The organism is Brotonthovivens ammoniilytica (assembly GCF_025566885.1).
Classification (GTDB): Bacteria; Bacillota; Clostridia; order Lachnospirales; family Lachnospiraceae; genus Brotonthovivens; species Brotonthovivens ammoniilytica.
On record NZ_JAOQJQ010000002.1, the window covers coordinates 69,957 to 89,798 of the forward strand.

Annotated in this window: 22 protein-coding genes and 1 tRNA gene; 17 read left to right on the top strand and 6 right to left on the bottom strand. The window is 38.3% G+C overall.

Annotation, left to right across the window (positions count from 1 at the left end; all coding sequences use genetic code 11):
• The first annotated feature begins 1 nt into the window (after nucleotide 1).
• From OCV88_RS04760 to OCV88_RS04795, 8 genes are all read left to right on the top strand, one after another.
• Complete coding sequence (locus tag OCV88_RS04760; RefSeq protein ID WP_008816784.1) at nucleotides 2–421, top strand: metal-dependent transcriptional regulator; 420 nt, start codon at nucleotides 2–4, stop codon at nucleotides 419–421.
• 400 nt (nucleotides 422–821) lie between these two features.
• Nucleotides 822–1,247 carry an ECF-type sigma factor gene (locus OCV88_RS04765; protein ID WP_008816771.1) on the top strand — a complete coding sequence of 142 codons (426 nt, stop codon included), beginning with the start codon at nucleotides 822–824 and terminating at the stop codon, nucleotides 1,245–1,247.
• Nucleotides 1,248–1,845: 598 nt separating this feature from the next.
• The gene (locus tag OCV88_RS04770) at nucleotides 1,846–2,232 is read left to right on the top strand and encodes a type II toxin-antitoxin system PemK/MazF family toxin (protein ID WP_002607841.1); all 387 of its coding nucleotides are present in this window, start codon (nucleotides 1,846–1,848) and stop codon (nucleotides 2,230–2,232) included.
• A complete protein-coding gene (locus OCV88_RS04775) occupies nucleotides 2,225–2,467 on the top strand; it encodes a helix-turn-helix domain-containing protein (RefSeq protein ID WP_008727012.1) in 243 nt (80 codons plus the stop codon). The genes OCV88_RS04770 and OCV88_RS04775 overlap by 8 nt, the downstream gene beginning before the upstream one ends.
• A gap of 141 nt (nucleotides 2,468–2,608) precedes the next feature.
• Complete coding sequence (locus OCV88_RS04780; RefSeq protein WP_008816770.1) at nucleotides 2,609–3,043, top strand: helix-turn-helix domain-containing protein; 435 nt, start codon at nucleotides 2,609–2,611, stop codon at nucleotides 3,041–3,043.
• Nucleotides 3,016–3,231: a helix-turn-helix domain-containing protein gene (locus tag OCV88_RS04785; protein ID WP_008816769.1), complete on the top strand. Its 216-nt coding sequence runs from the start codon at nucleotides 3,016–3,018 to the stop codon at nucleotides 3,229–3,231. The genes OCV88_RS04780 and OCV88_RS04785 overlap by 28 nt, the downstream gene beginning before the upstream one ends.
• 13 nt (nucleotides 3,232–3,244) lie before the next feature.
• Entirely contained in the window at nucleotides 3,245–4,624 is a 1,380-nt protein-coding gene (locus OCV88_RS04790) for a site-specific integrase (RefSeq protein ID WP_008816768.1), read from the top strand.
• 87 nt (nucleotides 4,625–4,711) lie between these two features.
• Nucleotides 4,712–4,948: a hypothetical protein gene (locus OCV88_RS04795; RefSeq protein WP_008816767.1), complete on the top strand. Its 237-nt coding sequence runs from the start codon at nucleotides 4,712–4,714 to the stop codon at nucleotides 4,946–4,948.
• A 510-nt stretch (nucleotides 4,949–5,458) separates the two neighbouring features.
• On the opposite strand, the gene OCV88_RS04800 is transcribed toward OCV88_RS04795, so the two are convergent.
• Entirely contained in the window at nucleotides 5,459–5,821 is a 363-nt protein-coding gene (locus OCV88_RS04800; protein ID WP_158424447.1) for an ArsR/SmtB family transcription factor, read from the bottom strand.
• A gap of 182 nt (nucleotides 5,822–6,003) precedes the next feature.
• Between OCV88_RS04800 and OCV88_RS04805 the strand changes: the two genes are divergently transcribed.
• Together OCV88_RS04805 and OCV88_RS04810 are read left to right on the top strand one after the other, a co-directional pair.
• Nucleotides 6,004–6,222 carry a cation transporter gene (locus OCV88_RS04805; protein WP_158424448.1) on the top strand — a complete coding sequence of 73 codons (219 nt, stop codon included), beginning with the start codon at nucleotides 6,004–6,006 and terminating at the stop codon, nucleotides 6,220–6,222.
• A gap of 34 nt (nucleotides 6,223–6,256) precedes the next feature.
• A complete protein-coding gene (locus tag OCV88_RS04810) occupies nucleotides 6,257–8,140 on the top strand; it encodes a heavy metal translocating P-type ATPase (protein WP_158424449.1) in 1,884 nt (627 codons plus the stop codon).
• Nucleotides 8,141–8,267: 127 nt separating this feature from the next.
• Here OCV88_RS04810 and OCV88_RS04815 read toward each other — a convergent pair whose 3' ends face one another.
• Entirely contained in the window at nucleotides 8,268–9,254 is a 987-nt protein-coding gene (locus OCV88_RS04815) for a diaminopimelate dehydrogenase (RefSeq protein WP_158424450.1), read from the bottom strand.
• Between the two features lie 294 nt (nucleotides 9,255–9,548).
• Between OCV88_RS04815 and OCV88_RS04820 the strand changes: the two genes are divergently transcribed.
• Complete coding sequence (locus OCV88_RS04820) at nucleotides 9,549–9,929, top strand: hypothetical protein (protein ID WP_158424451.1); 381 nt, start codon at nucleotides 9,549–9,551, stop codon at nucleotides 9,927–9,929.
• Complete coding sequence (locus tag OCV88_RS04825) at nucleotides 9,926–11,503, top strand: ABC1 kinase family protein (protein ID WP_158424452.1); 1,578 nt, start codon at nucleotides 9,926–9,928, stop codon at nucleotides 11,501–11,503. The genes OCV88_RS04820 and OCV88_RS04825 overlap by 4 nt, the downstream gene beginning before the upstream one ends.
• A gap of 87 nt (nucleotides 11,504–11,590) precedes the next feature.
• On the opposite strand, the gene OCV88_RS04830 is transcribed toward OCV88_RS04825, so the two are convergent.
• Nucleotides 11,591–12,409, bottom strand: a complete 819-nt coding sequence (locus tag OCV88_RS04830) for a DAPG hydrolase family protein (RefSeq protein WP_158424453.1) — start codon at nucleotides 12,407–12,409, stop codon at nucleotides 11,591–11,593.
• A 158-nt stretch (nucleotides 12,410–12,567) separates the two neighbouring features.
• Complete coding sequence (locus OCV88_RS04835) at nucleotides 12,568–13,476, bottom strand: LysR family transcriptional regulator (protein ID WP_158424454.1); 909 nt, start codon at nucleotides 13,474–13,476, stop codon at nucleotides 12,568–12,570.
• A 190-nt stretch (nucleotides 13,477–13,666) separates the two neighbouring features.
• On the opposite strand from OCV88_RS04835, the gene OCV88_RS04840 reads away from it, so the two are divergent.
• The 4 genes from OCV88_RS04840 (at nucleotide 13,667) to OCV88_RS04855 (ending at nucleotide 17,804) form a co-directional block, all read left to right on the top strand.
• Nucleotides 13,667–14,926 carry an MFS transporter gene (locus OCV88_RS04840; RefSeq protein WP_158424455.1) on the top strand — a complete coding sequence of 420 codons (1,260 nt, stop codon included), beginning with the start codon at nucleotides 13,667–13,669 and terminating at the stop codon, nucleotides 14,924–14,926.
• Nucleotides 14,927–15,180: 254 nt separating this feature from the next.
• Nucleotides 15,181–15,828, top strand: coding sequence for a YARHG domain-containing protein (locus OCV88_RS04845; protein WP_158424456.1), 648 nt, complete (start codon nucleotides 15,181–15,183; stop codon nucleotides 15,826–15,828).
• A gap of 94 nt (nucleotides 15,829–15,922) precedes the next feature.
• Complete coding sequence (locus OCV88_RS04850) at nucleotides 15,923–17,107, top strand: M48 family metalloprotease (RefSeq protein ID WP_158424457.1); 1,185 nt, start codon at nucleotides 15,923–15,925, stop codon at nucleotides 17,105–17,107.
• Between the two features lie 262 nt (nucleotides 17,108–17,369).
• Complete coding sequence (locus tag OCV88_RS04855) at nucleotides 17,370–17,804, top strand: 2-thiouracil desulfurase family protein (protein ID WP_158424458.1); 435 nt, start codon at nucleotides 17,370–17,372, stop codon at nucleotides 17,802–17,804.
• 81 nt (nucleotides 17,805–17,885) lie between these two features.
• On the opposite strand, the gene pta is transcribed toward OCV88_RS04855, so the two are convergent.
• Both pta and OCV88_RS04865 read right to left on the bottom strand, forming a co-directional pair.
• Entirely contained in the window at nucleotides 17,886–18,860 is a 975-nt protein-coding gene (gene pta / locus OCV88_RS04860; RefSeq protein WP_330671917.1) for a phosphate acetyltransferase, read from the bottom strand.
• A 110-nt stretch (nucleotides 18,861–18,970) separates the two neighbouring features.
• Complete coding sequence (locus OCV88_RS04865) at nucleotides 18,971–19,645, bottom strand: DUF1638 domain-containing protein (protein WP_158424460.1); 675 nt, start codon at nucleotides 19,643–19,645, stop codon at nucleotides 18,971–18,973.
• Between the two features lie 102 nt (nucleotides 19,646–19,747).
• Between OCV88_RS04865 and OCV88_RS04870 the strand changes: the two genes are divergently transcribed.
• A tRNA-Lys gene (locus tag OCV88_RS04870) sits at nucleotides 19,748–19,820 on the top strand.
• The last annotated feature ends 22 nt before the right edge of the window (nucleotides 19,821–19,842 follow it).

Sequence of the window (19,842 nt, forward strand, 5' to 3'; positions counted from 1 at the left end):
TATGAAACTTCATGCGTCCGGGGAGGACTATCTGGAAACCATCCTTGTTATCCATAAGAAAATGGGTATGGTGCGCTCCGTAGATGTTGCCCGGCACATGGGAGTGTCAAAACCGAGTGTTTGTGTGGCGGTCAACACCCTGAAAGACGGCGGCTTTCTCATAATGGATGAAGATCACCTTCTCCATTTGACCGATGTGGGCCGGGAGGTTGCCGAAAAAATCTATGAGCGCCATTGCTTCTTTACCAAGCAGCTTATCGCAGCAGGCGTTGACCCCAGAACTGCGGAGGCTGACGCCTGCCGGATGGAACATGTAATCAGTAATGAAAGCTTTGAACGGTTGAAAAAGGCTGCCTTTAGAAATCAGGAAAGCGAGATTTCTGCCCTGTCAAAAGCGATAAAGGATAAGCCCACCGAATAAAAAAACGGTGTTTCGGTGGGCGGCTTCATCATGCCTGATTACACATCTTCCCTCTGAACCCGTTTTGGGTTTGGAGGGATTTTTTATGTGCTGGTCTGCTTCAGCCGCCCTGCTGCTTATCCAAAGCAGCAATTACCTACATAATTTCATACAGGAATGAGGATAGTCTCTCAAAAAAATCTTCTGCTATTGGTGGCACTCTCACGCCCCAAATATAGAAGCTATATTTCTACAATATAGTTCTTATTTTTCTTATTGCCGTAAAGGTTTAACAGCCTTTGCGGTTTTTTATTTGTCGATATTTGTCGGGGAAAAGGATAAGCCATCTTCCGGTATCGGCTGTCGTTCTCCGCCCTTTCCAATCTGAATGTTCAAACAAATCAGATTGGAGGTAAGGAAAATGGCATATAACCATGGAAAAGCAGAGCGCAAATGGAAGCTCTGGAAAGAGAAAGAAGAAAAGATTTTAAGAGACAGCGGTGTTTCTGAAGATATGATTGAAGCAATTCGTCTCTATGACCGTCAGGCATTTAATTCAGACAGACGCTATTATGAGCGTGTGCAGGAAACAGGTACATATCTGGATACGGTAGCAGCATCCACCGATCAGGCAGAACCGAAAACAGTACAGGACTTCTTGGATCGTATTGAGAATCAGGAATTGTATCATATACTGATCACAGTGGACAGGCTTACCCTGCAGATCGTTCTGATGAAGATCCAGGGGTACAGCACTCATGAAATCGCCAGGTATCTGAAGATTACCGAAAAGGCGGTTTACAGACGCATGGACAGGTTAAAAGAAAAAATCAAAAAAATATTTTAATGTGAGGGGAAATTGATAGGTTCCCATTGGCGACAGGGTGAGAGGACGAAATCCTCCACCCTGTTTTCCTTTGTGTGGCAAAAACAGGATTGTTCCTTGACAACCGAATAGTCATTCGCCAAATACTTCCTCTTTGTGATTGTGATGAGCATAAGCGTACGGAGCAGTACGCCAAGACCTGCCGACAAGCAAATAGCGATGAAAGGTGGTGAGCGAGCCTATACTGACTCCAAATATCGGGTAGCCCCCGGTTTCGCCATAACCCACAAAGAGCATAATGGTACTCCCGTCCAGTCACAGTCCGAGCGGTATCCAATCCGCCGCAGGCAATGAGGGCGGCTCTGGCAGACCGTCAGTTGGGGTGAAACTCCCGTGGAGTCAGTTCGCTGCTGACCGTTTGGCGACTTCCCTATGCTTTTGCGCATTTGCATTTCGGGGTGTCGAGGACAAATAGAAATGCCATGATCATAAAGCCAGACACAAGGTTATCAATGAGAACAGAGCTTTGTTTTATAGGCTCCCGACCTCAATAAGCCTTTTGTCTGGCTTATTACATAGACAGAAACCGTATGTCAAATATAGATTGGAGGGCATTCAAATGAAAAGAACTGTCAGGCGTGGAGATATTTACTACGCAAAACTTGATCCGCATATCGGCTCTGAACAGGGCGGCACAAGACCTGTCCTCATTCTTTCCAATGATACAGGAAACAGGTTCAGCCCCACGGTCATTGTTGCCGCCATTACGAGTCGAGTACGAAAGAAAACGAAGCTACCGACACATTACTATTTGGAAGATGTTGACGGGCTTCCCGAAAATTCAATTATTCTCTTTGAACAGGTGCGCACGATTGATAAAAGCCGTCTCAAAGAGAAAGTAACACAGCTTGATAAACAATCTATGGAAAAGATTGTTTTACCCCTATTCATCAGCATGGGTGCAGAAAAAGAGCTGAAAGCAGAAAGGAGGATTTCTCATGTTTGAGGATAGAATTGCAGCATTAAATAAGGATACAGAAGCTATGCCGAGTATTCCATATGAGAAAAGAATTTATACAGTAGATGAGATCCAGGACATTTTAGGCATCGGCAGGAATTCTGCCTATAATCTTGTGAAATCCGGCGTATTCCACAGTGTCCGTATTGGCGGCAATATCCGTATTTCAAAAAAGAGCTTTGACGATTGGCTTGATAAACAGATGGATACTTGTCAAGTGTGAAAAATCCCTTGAACTGTCGGATTTGCATATTTCACTTTTTCTCTGATTTTCCATACTATATAGCCAAGCAGAGATGCTTGGCTATATAGCATACCCTAACGGCTGACGAGCCGAAAAAAATATGAATCGGAGGAAAATACAATGAAAAAGAAAAGCATGTCCGTGCGAGAAATGCGTCGGCTTCTTGGGCTTGGTAAGACGGAAGCATACTGGCTCGTGAAAAAGAACTATTTTGATACGGTCATCATCGCCGGTAAGATGCGTGTGATGATCGAGAGCTTTGAAAACTGGTACGCCAACCAGCTTCATTATAAGAAAATAATTGGTGAAGCACCGGGAAAGAATTGGACATCCATCACAATGTCAATTCAGGAAACTGCCAGCTTACTTGGGATTGCTGAAGGAACCCTATATGACTTGATGAAGAAGAAACCTTTCAAAACGGTAAAGGTTGGCATGTATACCCGTATTTACATAGATAGCTTCGAGGATTGGTACAACTCTCAATCCCACTATAAGAAAGTTATCAAAAATGAGGAGGTGGTAGCATGTTTGAAGATCGCATCGCTGAATTAAATGGAGTTTCAAAAACTACTCCGAATAAGAAAAGCTATACTGTTGCAGAAATTCGGCAGATTCTTGGAATAAGCCGCCCCACTGCATATAAGCTGATAAATCAGAATGTGTTTCAGAGTGTTCGATTGAATAGTGGCATCAGAATCGTAAAAAGCAGTTTTGATGCATGGCTCGAAACAAGAGAATAAGGAGGTGTTTTACATGGCATCTATTGTTAAGAGAAAAAACCGCTATTCTGTGGTTTACAGCTATACGGATGAAAACGGCGTAAAGAGGCAAAAGTGGGAAACATTTGCTACTAATGCCGAAGCCAAAAAGCGCAAAGTGCAGGTTGAATTTGAACAGGAGACAGGTACTTTTATTACCCCTTCCGCTAAGACGGTCAGTGATCTTCTGGAAGAATACATGTCTATTTATGGTGTGAATACCTGGGCATTATCGACCTATGAAGCAAGGCGAAGCCTGATCTTCAATTATATTACTCCGCTGATTGGAGATATTAAACTGGAAGATCTGACACCAAGAACAATGGACAAATTCTATCAGAGCTTATTATCGGTCAAGGCAAAAGTGGTAAATAACCGCAGGCCGAACAATGAATATCTCACCGCCCATACAGTTAGAGAGATTCATAAGCTGCTCCGCAATGCCTTTAATCAGGCAGTAAAATGGGAACTGATGTCAAGGAATCCTGTTCTTAATGCTACCCTTCCAAAAGAAGAACATAAAGAGCGTGCAATCTGGACAGCAGAAACACTGTTTAAAGCATTGGAAGTTTGTGACGATGACAATCTGGCATTGGCACTGAATCTTGCTTTTTCCTGCTCATTGCGAATGGGTGAACTTCTCGGACTGACCTGGGACTGTATCGATATTTCAGAGGATAGCATAAAAAATGGATGTGCCTATATCTTTGTCAACAAAGAGCTTCAGCGTGTTAATCGCAATGCGTTGGAACAGTTGGGGGAAAAAGGAGTTGTCTTTAAGTTTCCACCTGCGCTGGCAAGTACACACACAGCGCTGGTGCTGAAAGAGCCGAAAACAAAAACAAGTATACGAAAGGTATTTCTTCCGAAAACAGTTGCAGAAATGCTTGTTGATCGACACGAGGAAATTGAAAACTACAAGGCACTGTTTGGTGACGAATACCTGGACTTTAATCTCGTATTCGCTTCTTCCTGCGGCAGACCGATTGAAGGACAGGTTATCAATCGAGCTTTAGGAAAGCTGATCAAAGATCATGATTTGCCGCCTGTCGTATTTCATAGTTTCAGACATTCAAGTATCACTTATAAGCTAAAACTCAACGGTGGCGATATGAAATCCGTACAGGGTGATTCCGGTCACGCACAGGTTAAGATGGTAGCTGATGTATATTCCCACATTATAGACGAGGACAGACGCTTAAATGCTCAGCGATTTGAAGAGCAGTTTTACCAGGGAAAATCAATCCCAGCGGTTGAAGAACCAGAAGAACCCCCTGCTCCAGAAGAAACACAGACTGAACAGGAGCTGCTTCAGAAACTTCTTGCCAATCCAGAAATGGCAGCCCTTTTGAAATCACTGGCGAAAACCATATGACATTGAGGAGCCGTTGCAAATAGATGAGTAGTCATCTATGGAGCAATGGCTCCTTCTGCTATATCATATTAAGATTGGAGTGATTGATTGAAAGATATTTTTACGGATATGCAGGCCCAAATAGGATGTCAGTATATATCTGATCTGCCCTACCATAAGAGTGCGGTCTGGTTGGAACTGAAAAACTTTTGTCTGTCTGAATATCCTAAGAAACAGTTAGAAGATTTTTCACATTATGTATTTGATGTGCCTTATACCGCTATACAGGAAGCGTTGCAAAGAAAAGATATAATGAGCCATAAAAGAAAAGCGTGTGCAGATTGAAGTAATAGATCATAGAGCAAGCATCTGCACCCAAAGAAACACAAGAGGAAAATCCAACATGGGTTGTCCTCTTTCTTTCAGTCTATTGTTTACATACTGTTCTTGAGAAGTTACAGAGCAGATCAGGAGAGTCGTCCTAACACCAGAAGGGACGCATCCGCACAGCAGCGACTTGTTTTTACTATTTAGTATTTTCCCAACTCCTGTTTTTTTGCTAATCACCTGCAAATTGAATGGCATAAAACACCTTAAAATCAGCAGAAATACCGAGGTACAGGATAACATCCTGATGCCGTGAAAACCCAGTAAATACGGGGATTATTTAAACTTAGAAGGTAGCTGATTGACCTTTAGGAGTGCCTCTCCTAAGGGTTAGTTGTAGGTTCGATTCCTACTATGGGTGCCACCAGCAATGCCGAGAAACTTCTAAAATGGTTTTTCGGCTTTTCTATTTTTCTAAACAATTCAAACTTTAAATTTTCCATAAAATAAGCAGCAAACCTTGAAAATTTACATCACAGGACATGTAATTTCCATTAGTTTTTCAATCATATGATGGAGCAAATCTGCTGCTTTTGTATCTGATACTTTGTAGTAAACTTCTTTTCCGTCCCGTCTGCTGATAATTAAGCCGCCGGATTTTAATTGTTTCAGATGATGGGAAACTGCAGGACTGCTCATATCCACCAGAGCAGAAATATTAGTTACACATTCTTCACAGTGGCATAAAAGCCAGAAAATCTTAATTCTGCTGGCGTCGCCCAGCTGTTTAAAAATGTCTGAAATAAGACGGAAATCTTCTGTATCCGGCATATCATCTATACAGTGCTCTATTTGTTGACCATGATTATGAGGAAGCTGCTGTGTTGTCATAATGTTTTATCCTTCCAAAAAATATAATATAATAAATAGTACCATTGAAAGAATTGAACTGTCAAATTTGATTTCATTGAAAGAAATTTAAAAAATATATTGACAATTATTTATTGTCAGCGTATATTAAAACTAACAATTAAACATATATTTAATTATTTAATCGAAAGGAAGAAAAGATTATGAAAAAAACTTATAAAATTGATGTGGATTGTGCTAACTGTGCAAACAAAATGGAAATTGCTGCCAAAAATACAAATGGTGTAAAAGACGCTACCGTTAATTTTATGGCATTAAAAATGATTGTGGAATTTGAAGAAGGCCAGGAACCAAAAACGGTTATGAAAGATGTCCTTAAAAATTGTAAAAAGGTGGAAGATGACTGTGAGATCTTCTTTTAAATAAAATCCACTTGTAGAATAGGAGGATTTGAAGATGAATAAGAAACAGAAAAAAATGTTAATTCGTATTCTTATTTCAGCAGCGTTATTGATTATACTCCATTTTATTCCATTAAGCGGCATTCTGAGATTTGTTTTATATATGATCCCATATCTGATTGTTGGATATGATATTCTTAAAAAAGCTGGAAAAGGTATTATTAACCGGCAGATTTTTGACGAATGTTTTTTAATGGCAGTTGCAACAATAGGAGCTATTGTTCTTGCGGTTTATGATGACGGGGATTATGTAGAAGCAATTGCAGTTATGCTGTTTTATCAGATAGGAGAATGGTTTCAGAGTTATGCTGTGGGTAAAAGCCGCAGAAATATCAGTGATCTGATGGATATCCGTCCGGATTATGCAAATGTTGAACAGGATGGTGTGCTGGAAAAAATTGATCCGGATGAAGTATCCATAGGAACTACAATTATTGTACAGCCGGGAGAAAAAGTACCTATTGATGGTATTATAACAGAAGGAACTTCTACTCTAAATACAAGTGCATTAACCGGAGAAAGTCTGCCCAGGGAAGCATCTGCAGGGGACGAAGTTATCAGCGGCTGTATAAATATGACAGGCGTTTTAAAAATCAGGACCACAAAGGAATTTGGAGAATCTACGGTTTCTAAAATTTTAGATCTTGTTGAAAATGCCAGTTCCAGAAAATCAAAGTCAGAAGATTTTATTTCAAAATTTGCAAGAATATATACCCCGGCTGTCTGTTTTGCGGCACTGGCGCTGGCGATTATTCCGCCTGTTGTGCAGCTGATGATTCCTGGTATGACGCCGGAATGGGGCATGTGGATTTATCGTGCGCTGACTTTTCTTGTTATCAGCTGCCCGTGTGCTCTTGTTATTAGTATACCTCTTAGTTTTTTTGCTGGAATCGGAGGCGCAAGCAAAGCAGGTGTACTGGTGAAAGGATCCAATTACCTGGAGAGTTTATCAAAGGCCAGATATGTTGTATTTGATAAAACCGGTACATTGACAAGAGGAGTATTTGAAGTAAATGGAATCCATCACAATGAAATGGAAGAAGAAAAGCTCCTGGAATATGCTGCTCTTGCAGAGAGTGCGTCGTCTCACCCTATCAGTAAAAGTCTGCAGCGTGCATATGGAAAGAGAATAGACCGGTCTAGAGTCTCTAATATCAGGGAAATCAGCGGTAATGGAGTAATTGCTGAGGTAGATGGGATTGAAGTTGCAGCCGGAAACGCAAAATTAATGAAAACACTGAATATAACACCTGTTAATTGCCATCAGGTAGGAACTATTATTCATATGGCTGTTAATGGAAGTTATGCAGGACATATTGTTATATCAGATGTTATAAAACCAAATGCAAAAGCTGCGGTTTCGGCCTTAAAAGCTGCCGGTGTGGAAAAAACAGTAATGCTGACAGGTGATGCTGATGCAGTTGCAAAGCAGGTTGCCGCATCTTTGGGTATTGATGAAGTATATAGTGAACTGCTGCCCGGGGATAAAGTTGAAAAAGTAGAAAAGCTTTTAACAGAAAAACCGGAGAAAGAAAAACTGGCATTTGTGGGAGACGGAATTAATGATGCTCCGGTACTTTCCAGAGCGGATATTGGAATTGCCATGGGGGCTATGGGATCTGATGCGGCGATAGAAGCAGCGGATATCGTGTTAATGGATGATGATCCCTTAAAGATCTCCAAAGCGATCAAGATATCCCGAAAATGTCTGGGAATTGTATATCAGAACATTATTTTTGCTATTGGCATTAAAATGATATTTTTGATTTTAGGAGCTTTTGGTATTGCTGATATGTGGTTTGCGATTTTTGCAGATGTGGGAGTCATGATTATTGCAGTATTAAATGCAGTCCGGGCATTATTTGTAAAAAAATTGTAGTAAGAAAAATTCGATAATTAAAAATAAAAAAGGTATGACAATGTATGATACGTTATAACAATCGTTAAAGATGTTATCTGACCTGCAAAAAAAGTATCAGCTGTCATACCTTTTTATACTTTTTAAATTAGAGTAAGTGTGCCCGAAGCTCTTCGGGACTCTTTGAAGATAAATATGCAGGGGCTATATCAAATACTGTTCTGCACCCGGCCTGTCCCTCCTGATTTAGACGGTAAGCGGCTCTTGCATAAGCGCAGATAACAGAACCGGTAAATTCCGGATTGGAATCCAAAGATAGGTTATATTCTATAATATGTTTGTGTTCTTTTTCTATACCGGTAACTCCGGTCCGGATGACACAGCCTCCATGAGGAAGTCCACTGTGGTCACGCTTCATCTCCTCTTCAGAAATAAAATGAACGGTTGTATCATAATCAGAAAAATAATTGGGCATGGTCTTTATTTCTTGTTCAATCTGATTTAAGTCAGCATCTTTTTTGGCCACAACAAAACATTCTCTTGTATGCTTTTGTCTTGTAGTAAGTTCTGGATTAGAACCGCTTCTCACTGTATCTACTGCTTCAGGAACAGGAATAGTGTACTGTCTGCAGTCTGCCACTCCTTGAATGCGGCGTACTGCATCAGAATGTCCCTGGCTGACACCTTTTCCCCAGAAAGTGTAATCTTTTCCTTCCGGAAGAATGCAGTTTCCATATAAACGGTTAATAGAAAACATACCTGGATCCCATCCACAGGAAATAATACTCACTTTATTTCCTTTTTTTGCAGAACTATCAACATTGGCGAAATGTTCCGGAATTTTTGCATGAGTGTCAAAACTGTCAACCACGTTAAACATTTCAGCATATGCCGGGGTCTGTTCAGGCAGATCAGTAGCGCTTCCTCCGCAGAGAATCAAAACGTCAATCTGATCCTTCATACTGCTGATTTTATCTGTATGAAGCACTTGTACACCTTTCGTTTTGATATGTAAAGATTCAGGATTACGACGGGTAAATACAGCTGAAAGTTCCATATCTTTATTTTGCAAAACAGCGCTTTCTACACCGCGTCCCAAGTTTCCATAACCTAATATTCCAATTCTGATTGCCATTCAATATTCCTCATCTTTCTATTAGCTTTTGTATGTATTATAATCCAGATTCAGGACAAGTCAATAAGTACATTTAAAAACAGTTATGACATTTTAATATTAGAAAGACCTGAGATGAGAGAGCTGCTTATTAAAATTTTCTTATATTACCACATAAAATTTTACAACCCGGTTTAACAATGTTATATTTAAAGATAAGAAAAAGTTTGTGGTAATTAATGCGTATGCTCTTGCCAGCTGAGGGTATAGTAAATAATGTAAATAACTGTTTTAAAATGCAGGAGGTGTTTCTTAGTGGAAGCTTTCACTGAAAATGTAAAAAAAGTTTTACTGGCCGGTGTAGGGGCAGCAGCTACGGCAGTTGAAAAGACCCAGGAAGTAACAGAAGAATTGATTAAAAAAGGAAAAAGCCTGGTAGAAGAAGGAAAGGCAGCAAACGAAGAGTTAAAAAGAGATGCAAAAGTAAAAGTAAAATCCAAGGTAAAAGAAGCTTTGAATCTGGATGATGAAATCACAGACAGCGAAAGCCTTGAAGAAATACTAAAGCAGCTCACCCCTTTAGAACGTCAGGTCATCCGGGAAAAATTAGATATACTGGAAAGAGAAGAAACGGATGATAAAAAAGTCAGCGATGAGGATGAACAGAAGAAAGAAGAAGAACAGACAGCACAATGAGTGAATCAACATATACGCGGATGAGGCACATTTTACAGGTGCTCAGAGAAAATAAAATAGTTCAGGGACTGACACCGGAAAAGCTGAGAAACATATTAGAAGGTCTAGGTCCCACATTTATTAAATTTGGCCAGGTTCTTTCCATGCGTCCGGATCTGATTCCTCCGGAGTATTGTAAAGAACTGGCAAAATTGCGGTCAGATGTTAATCCCATGCCGTTTTCGCTGATAAAAGAATTGATTGAGGCAGAGTGTAAGCAGGAAATCAGTCAGGTATTTATAAAAATTGATTCTGTGCCTCTTGGTTCCGCCTCTATTGGCCAGGTTCATAAAGCTGTTTTAAAAAACGGCCAGAATGTGGTTATCAAAATACAAAGACCTAAAATCAAAGAAATCATGCGGCAGGATATTTCTCTTTGTAAAAAAGCCATGTTTGCGTTAAAAGTTGTAAGACCTTCAGGAGATGCAGTAGATTTTATTATTGTGCTGGATGAAATGTGGGAAGCAGCACAGAAAGAATTTGATTTCCTGCAGGAAGCCGCTAATCTAAAAGAGTTTGCCCAGCGAAATAAGGATATAAAATATGTCTCCTGTCCAAAAGTAATTGAAGACTGGTCTACTACCAGAATGCTTATGATGGAATATATTGATGGAATCCCCATTGATTCTGTTGATCTGTTAAAAATTCTTGGATATGATATGAATGAAATTGGAGAAAAGCTGGCCGAAAATTATGTAAAGCAGGTATTGGAAGATGCCTTTTTTCAGGCAGACCCCCATCCGGGAAATATCAGTATCCGTGACGGAAAGATTGTCTGGATGGATATGGGAATGATGGCAAGACTCTCTTCTAGAGACCGGGAATTATTTTCCAATGCAGTAGAGGCAATTACTTTTGGAGATATTTATGAATTAAAGGATACGGTTTTGGCCCTTGGTGTAAAGCATGGAAAAGTAGACCATAATGAATTGTACAATGATGTAGATTTTATTATTTCAAAATACGCGCACACCAGTTTTCAGGGGCTAAGTCTTGGCGATATCATCCAGGACATTCAGGAGGTACTAAATAAGCATCATATCAGTATTGGCCGTGGCATTTCCATGTTGATTCGGGGAGTAATTACAATTGAAGGAGTGCTGACTCTTATCAGTCCCGAAATTGATTTTATGAAGATCTTCTCTAATCATATGCAAAAGAAAGAGATTACAGATATAGATCTGAAAAATGAGTTGAAGCAAAATAGTATCAGCGCCTTTCATCTGTTGAAAAAAACAGTGCATTTACCGGCAAATATTATTGATCTGATAAAAATGACAGTGAAGGGTCAGACTAAAATAAATATAGAGCTTTCAGAATCAGCAGAATTTTTTTCTCATTTAAACGAGATGATTAATAAACTGGTTATAGCTCTTATAGATGTGGCTTTGCTGATTAGTTCTAGTTTGATATGTACAACGAATATGAAGGGACAGTTTTTTGGAATACCCGCTCTTGGAGCAATTGGATATTTTGTGGCTATTATTCTTGGCCTTTGGCTGCTCTGGGGAATCATAAAAAACCGGCGGCGTTAAAAAATGGACCGCAAAATCATTTAATTTGATGATTTTGCGGTCTGTTTTTGTTTTAAAGAATATTAATTCTGTTGGAAAAAATGTTTTTTATTTTGCCCAGTTATCTTTTTCTTCTTCGTACAATGCAGGAAGAATTTTACTGAGATTTGAAAATTCCTTTACATTGTGATTTAACAGGCAGACAGGTCCTGCAGAAGGAATTTTAAATCCCTCCGGAATGCATTTTACAGCTTTGCCGTCTATAATCTGCCAGCCAAACCAGAATCTGGATCTGAGAATAGATCCGCCCTTGGCAGGTCTTAAAAAGTGAGTCATTACAACAGGAATATCCGGCTGATCGCCGCTTCCCAGAATTTGAACATTGGCACATACAAGTCCATTGCAGACTTCTGTATCCACCTTACTTTCATCATATCCCAATACAGATGGTTTTTCAAAATGAATGCGAAGCAGATCAATATTTCCGGTTCCGATATCTTCCCAGATATTATGGATGCTTCCCCAGTGTCTTTCCCGCATGGATTTGCTCATATCCAGCGCTTTGGCCGGATCATCCAGATATACGTCATAGTGATCTTCATTATCCCAGCATGCATAGCGAAGTCTGTCGATAGGATGCCATGCGAACCACCAGTCAAACATTTCACCTGTTAATCCCGGAAAAAACGTTTTGTTAGCGATCAGCGCTGTTCCGTCATCCATAAGCCACCAGCCAAATTCACCGGGAAGGTCCCCTGGAAGAAATAAATCATTGCGGTTATCAATATGGAGAGCCAGAGAGTTATCTAAGGGTTCTTCTGAAATCTGATTATACTTTTCCTGTTCGCCGCAGTACACATTATCTGCATAATACTTAAAATAACTTTTTTCCCGATCCTGATTTGTAACAGGTACTTTTTTTGCCATACTTTTACCTCCAGTACAAATAATTATTAATGATAAACTCAGTATAAAATCCACACAAAAAATAAGCAATACAGCAGAGAAGGAAAAAAAAACTGTTATTTATTCCTCAATAGAATAAATAACAGTCTAGAAAAATACAGGCAGTTTTATTTGTCAGATCAGTCAGATTTGGGAAGTATATTTAAAAACTTTTGAAGATAAGGATTTTGATTAGCTGGATTCCAGCCGCAGATAATACCGTTAAACTGATCCATAACAGGAACTTTAACAAACCCGTTGCCTTCCTGATAATCAAAGTATGCATCTGCCATTAGGATTCCGGAATCGGGACGAAACAGGTAACGGATATCAAATGCGTTTTTATAGTGGATTTCAATCTGCGGAATAGTATCATAATCTGAAAATCGTTCCTTTAAATCTCTCAGATAGCTGGAGGACTGAACATTATTTAAAGATACAAAGCTCTGGGTTAACAGATCTTTTGTGTATAGTTCCTTTTTTTGAGAAAGAGGGTTCTGGACAGGAATAATTACATAGGCGAAAGATCTTGCCGCCCATTTCCAACAAAGTTTGTTCTCTTCCAGAATGAATCTTTCAAAATCAGGAATCATAATCGCATCATAGTAATTTTCTATCAGCCTTACTTCCAGGTCCGTCATATACTCACTTTCCAGTTCTAGTTTTACCTGGGGATATTTTTCTGAGAAATTTTTTTCGATATCCCAGAAATAACGCTCCGGCCTTGCGGTATTTAAAAGTCCGATACGAAGAGTAGTATTTTGATGGTTTTGAAGGCTGCAGGCATTAGCATAGGCAGTGTGCATTCCTTCCATCTGTATTTTCCATTCTTTATATAATAATTTTCCGGGTTCAGTAAGATGCAGTTCTCTTGTTGTTCTGATGAATAAATTAATTTCAAGTTCTTTTTCCAGTTTTGCAATACTTTTGCTGACGGCAGACTGGGTCATATGAAGAATATTGCTTGCTTTGGCAAAACCATTGGATTCTACCACCTGCAAAAAGACAATTATCTGCTGAATAGTAATTGGAGCAAGAGTAAAATTCATAATAGAACCTCCCCAAACGATATAAAAAATATAATATAAAATGTTACCTTTAATTGTAATTTTTATGTTATTTTAACATATATATTTATTCCTGTCAGTAATATATCATGTAATTCTATTCATTGGACATAGAAAATAAGGCTCTTTATAATAATTTTATACAAATTGATCTGACAGATTGGAGGAAGATATGAGTTCATCATCAAACAACACAAAAAGTAATTTTGGTAAGTGGGGATGGTCAATGATTCTGTACTGTGCAGTTAGTTATTATCTGGCGGCAGCACTTTCTACAGATACATTAAACTGGTTCCCGGCAGCATTTACCGCATTTCATGGATGGAATGAAAATGTTGTAAATTTATGCAATACCATGGCCGGCGTCGGAGGCTGGTTAGGAGTAATTGCAGCGGTTGTGTTTAGTATTATGGCCGCAAAGCTTGGAAGTAAATTTATGGCTGTTTTTGGAAATTTTATCTGTGGTATTTTATGTATTATCTTTGCAACTACATCAAATATTACCGTATTTTTGGCAATGGTAGTTGTATTAACATTTGTTTCCGGAAATATTCAGCTGAATGTAGTTCCTAATAATATTATGAATATCTGGTTTCCGAAGAAAAAGGGGCTTGCTCTTGGCTGGGCATCTATGGGACTTCCTTTGTGCACGGCAACAATTATTGTTATTTTAAGCGCCATTGGAAATCCACGTACTGCTTATATCATTTTGGGTGTTTTATGTTTTGTAGTTGGTGTTATATCAGTTTTCTGGGTTAAAAATACCCCGGAAGAGGTAGGAGCTACACCTGATAATGAACCAATTGATATGGAAGCTGCCCTTGCATTGAAAAAGCAGCAGGAAGAAGAAGCAAAACATATGACCATCGGAGTGATAGCCAAAAACAGAAATACCTGGCTGATTGGATTTGGGCATGGTTTTCTGTGGATGACAACAATTGGACTTGTATCTAATTTTATTCCAAGATTAAGTATGGCTGGTGTGTCACCTAATCTGGCCTTGAGTATGCTTACCATTGCAGCTTTAATCGGTATTTTTGGAAGCTATGTATGGGGATGGCTGGATCAGAAATTTACAACAAAGACAGCTTCCATTATTTATGGATTCTGGTATCTTATAGCACTGCTTATTATGATTTTCCATAATGGTTCTATGGCAATGACCGTTCTTGCTGCATTTTTTGTAGGATTTGGAATTGGTGGAATTGGTAATTTAATTCCATCTATTATAGGTACATGTTTCGGTCGTTTTGGATTTATTCAGGCAAATAGACTGATTGCTCCTATTAATACAGCAGTACGTTCTACAGCTCTTGTAATTATCGGAGCAGTAGGAACTGCTAATCTAACAAAATCTTATATTATTTTCTTTATCTTTTCTGCGCTGGCTATTGTTTTAATTGCATTTATTAAACAGCCTAAAATGGACTAGAATGTTTTTGATAAAAGTATCAGAATTTTTCACGGTTGTTCTTTGGAAAAAAGATAGAAGGAAACATTAATCAGAAATTTAATTTTATAAAAGACAGGATATCATACAATCATCGAACAGATGAAATAGCTATGATATCCTGTCTTTTATTATGTGGTAAAAAAATATATAAAATTGAAGAATAATAAATAATTTCTGCATGTATCAATGTGTTAAATAAAAAAGATTCGTAAATAACAGGAGGGAAAGAGTTTATGAAAGGAAATAAAGAAGGGCCGGCAGTTACTTTTGATGACACTTTATATCCGGATAAAGTGGAAAGTAATGCAGCAGGAATTTTAACAGCACTTGTTTTTGTAGCAGCGGCTATTATTGTTCTTGTTGTAATAGTGTCTAATTTCAGCTATGCATCACATCCGGAAAGATATATTCAAAGTTCTAGATCTGTGAGAACAGCTGTAAATGAAAACAATGCAGAAGATACCGATAGTTATGAACAGAATGTACCGGACTACAATTATTCTGATGATCAATATCAATCGAATATCAATCAGATGGAAAATACAGATAATCAGCTTTATAACGATGTATACATATCTGAAGAGAATACAGAATATGTTATTCCCCAGAGTTCAGAGAAATATCTGACTGAGAGTGATATTTCAGGATTAACTGCAGATCAGCTATCAATTGCAAGAAATGAAATATATGCCCGTCATGGCAGGTTATTTAAAGATGAAAAGATTCAGGCTTATTTTGACAAAAAAGACTGGTATCATGGAACTGTACAACCAGAAGATTTTACATTGGATATGCTGAATGATTATGAAATCGCAAATGGTCAGCTGCTTCTGGAATATGAAAAGGAAATGGGCTATATGAAGAATTCGGAAGAAGATTAAAAATGGCTATTGAAGTATATAAAAAAATTGAAAAAGGAATAGCAGATGGTCTGGATCAGTTTTTCCAAAGTCAGAAATAAAAGGAGGTAATAAGATGTATTGTCCGGAATGTGGAACCAGGTTAAATGAAAAAGCCAGATATTGTTGGAATTGTGGAGCAGAGCTTTCCATAATGCAGACAGTAAAAGAAACACAGAAATCAGAGCAGGAGACAAAAGTGACAGAAATAAAAACTGATAATAATATGAAACCGGCAGAAATGAAAATTGAGAATGAGAAAAAAACGATAGAAATGGAAACTGAGAGTAAGAAATCAAAGGACTTAAAATCGAATTTTGAATATAATTACCGAAATCTTCCTACAGAAAAGCCCGATGGAATCCGAAGCATTTATTTATTTGATTTTTTTATTCGAATGGCTTCAAAAGAAAATATACCGGTTCTTATTTATCTTGCCATTAACGCAGTGATCATCGGAACGGTGTTTACATTATTGTTAGCACTTCCTTTCGGATGGGGAATGGTATCGGGACTGATTATTTATGCAGCGTCTATCAGTGTTGCTTTATCACCCATTGGCGAATGGATGCTTCGTAAACAAACTGGATGTAAAGAAATCAACCGAAAAGAAGATATTGATAAGCTGAAACCATTATTTTGTGAAGTATATTATAAAGCGAAAAAGGAAAATCCTTCTATTTCAAGTGATGTGAGATTATTTTTAAATGAAGATGAGTGTCCAAATGCCTTTGCCACAGGCAGAAAGACAATATGTATTACACGAGGCATGATGAGCCGCCCGGATGATGAAATTAAAGCTGCACTTGGACATGAATTTGGTCATCTGGCTCACAAGGATACAGACCGTATTTTAGTTGTGGCAATTGGAAATACAATTATTTCAATTATTTTTATGATTATTCAAATCAGCATTATTATTGCAAGTATTGTTACAGCTATATTTAGTATCTTTTCAAAACACGGATTCCTTATCAGTATTATGAATGCACTGGTAACCTTCCTGTCTTTGATTGTACTGAAAGGGTTTATGAAACTGTGGACAGCACTAGGTGTTGCACTCTGCATGAAAACAAGCCGCAGCAATGAATATCAGGCAGATAAGTTTTCTTTTAGCCTGGGATATGGAAGCCAGCTGTGCAGATTATTAGATAGCTTTGGAGACGAAAAACCACAGGGTTTATTTGCAAGTCTTGCAAGCAGCCATCCGGAAAGCAGTCTTAGAATTAAAAAGCTTGTGGAGCTTGGCGCAGAATATTAATCAGTCATCTATGAAATTTATAATAGATTGAGCCTGATGTGGATACAGGCTGAAAAAATCCTCTTTATATTATTGGAGTTAAATTGGTTACAGAAAATATCTTCTCTATGTTTTGGATAGAGAGGATATTTTCATTTTAAAAAGAAACTCTTTTGTAAAAATATTACAGGCGGATGCTGTGATGTATCATATAGACAGGAATACAGGATTAGAGTAATATAACAATAAAAAGCGAGACTTGAATTATAGAACGGGGAAATGTATGGAAAATCTATTAATCAGCAGTTGTCTGTTAGGTGTAAACTGTAAATATAACGGTAAAAATAACTATTTGCCTTTAACAGAGCGTTTAAAATCAGATTATCATTTGATTCCTGTATGTGCGGAAATATTTGGGGGTCTTCCGATACCGAGGATTCCCTCTGAAAGATCCGGGAGTACAGTAATTAATAAACAGGGAGAAGATGTAACAGAAAATTTTGTGCGCGGAGCAGAAGAAGTGTTAAGGCTGGCAAGATTTTTTGACTGCAAAACAGCCTTATTAAAAGAACGAAGTCCATCCTGTGGATATGGAGAAATATATGACGGAACATTTTCCGGCAGAACTATATCAGGAAACGGTGTATTATCTGATCTTTTAAGAAAAGAAGGAATCAGGATTTACAGGGAATCTGATATACAAAAATTACTAAAATAAAAACCGCTGATTGACAGATCATCATTAATCCGTAAATCAGCGGAAAATTCTGCATTTGCAGGCTTTTTATTTATTCAATACTTAGCTTAATGCTGCTGTAATAATTGCCATAGAATATACTTCTAATGCATTACATCCTCTTGATAAGTCATTAATCGGTGCATTTAAACCAAGAAGGATTGGTCCATAAGCATCAAATCCACCCAGACGCTGTGCGATCTTATAACCAATATTACCGGCATTGATATCAGGGAAAATAAATGTATTGGCATGTCCTGCTACTTTAGAATCCGGGCATTTTGTTTCCGCAACTCTTGGTGATACAGCTGCATCAAACTGAAGCTCACCCTCAATAGGAAGCTCAGGAGCGGCTGCTTTAGCTTTTTCACATGCATTGCGTACCTTATCTACATCTTCACCTTTTCCGGAGCCTAATGTAGAGTAGCTTAAGAAAGCGACTTTCGGATCTACACCAAAGATCTTAGCGCATTCGGATGTTTCCAGTGCAATTTCAACAAGATCATCTTCTGATGGTTTAATGTTAATTGCACAGTCTCCCATTGCCAGAACTTCGTTATCTCCTGTTGCTGCTTCACGAACAAGAATAAAGCAGGAAGATACGATTTTATTGCCAGGTTTTGTTTTAATTAACTGCAGAGCAGGTCTTACTGTATCAGCAGTTGAATAGGTGGCTCCTCCCAGCAGACAATCTGCGATGCCCATTTTTACTAACATAGTACCAAAGTAATTGCCTTTAGATAATGCTTCACGGCACTGTTCCTCTGTCATTTTTCCTTTACGGAGTTCTACCATTTTTTCTACCATGGCATCCATTTCAGGATAATTCAAAGGATCAACGATTACAGCTCCGTTAATGTTAAAACCGGCATCTTCAGCGGCCTGATAAATCTCTTTTTCATTTCCTACAAGAATTGGTTTTAAAAATGTTCCGGAAAGAAGTCTGGATGAAGCTTCCAGAATACGTGGATCACTTCCTTCGGTAAAAACAATAGTACGCGGATTTTCTTTTAATTTCTGTATTAATTTTTTAAACATAGATGTTCCTCCCATTAATTAAATACTCGCTATTTATATTTTAAACGTTTCTTCTTAAAATTCAAGGGAATTTTCCTGATTTCATGTATCTTTTCAGACACTTTTTCAAATCAGGTTTCATTATATTCAAAATCCTGATCTGTAATAGAAATACCGGCATCTGCAACAATAAAATCTTTATCCCAGGAGCCTGTCAGCAGTTTTTCCAATACATGAAGAGAGCCTTCCTTATTTTCTAATGAAAAGTCAAGAAGATCGCATACCTGACTGGCATATTCTCTAACTGGATTTGGATCATAGCATCCGGTGTCAATTAATGTAATGCTGTCATAATGAGCATACATCATATCCATAACAACCTCACAGGTTTCTTCGTCATATTTTTCCTGCATGGTTTCATATTGCTGTATAATACCTTCCTTATCCAAAGTCCACCCTCTGGTAAGATAGATCGTTCCGGGTTTGGTGAATGCTCTGGCTGTTCTTGGTCTGCTGCATAAAAGCATATTCAGGCAGTCGTCAAATTTAGGCATTATCAGTTTAGTATCCGGACTGTATAGTCCAGCCGTTCCGTTTCCGCATAAACCAAATGCCAGAAGAATTTCATCCTGATCCTGAAGCGTGAGAATAATTTCTTGAAGCCTGTCCTTTAATTTCTCCGGTGTATTATGGTATCCTCTGTCCAGCCATATTACAGGGTATGAAATATTTAACCTTTGAAAAAGTGAATTTAGTTCATCTTCCAGCATGGAACAGGCAATGAGAGTTCGTTTTTTATTTTCCATATTTTTATATCCTTTTTAAAATTTTAATGAATATAAAATTATTATAATATTTTTCTTGCAATATTGAAACTCTTATTATATAATAATCCATGCATTCAATCCGCACCTTTAGCTCAGCTGGTAGAGCAGTAGACTCTTAATCTATTTGTCCAGGGTTCGAACCCCTGAAGGTGCATTTACAAAGCACTGTTTTCGAT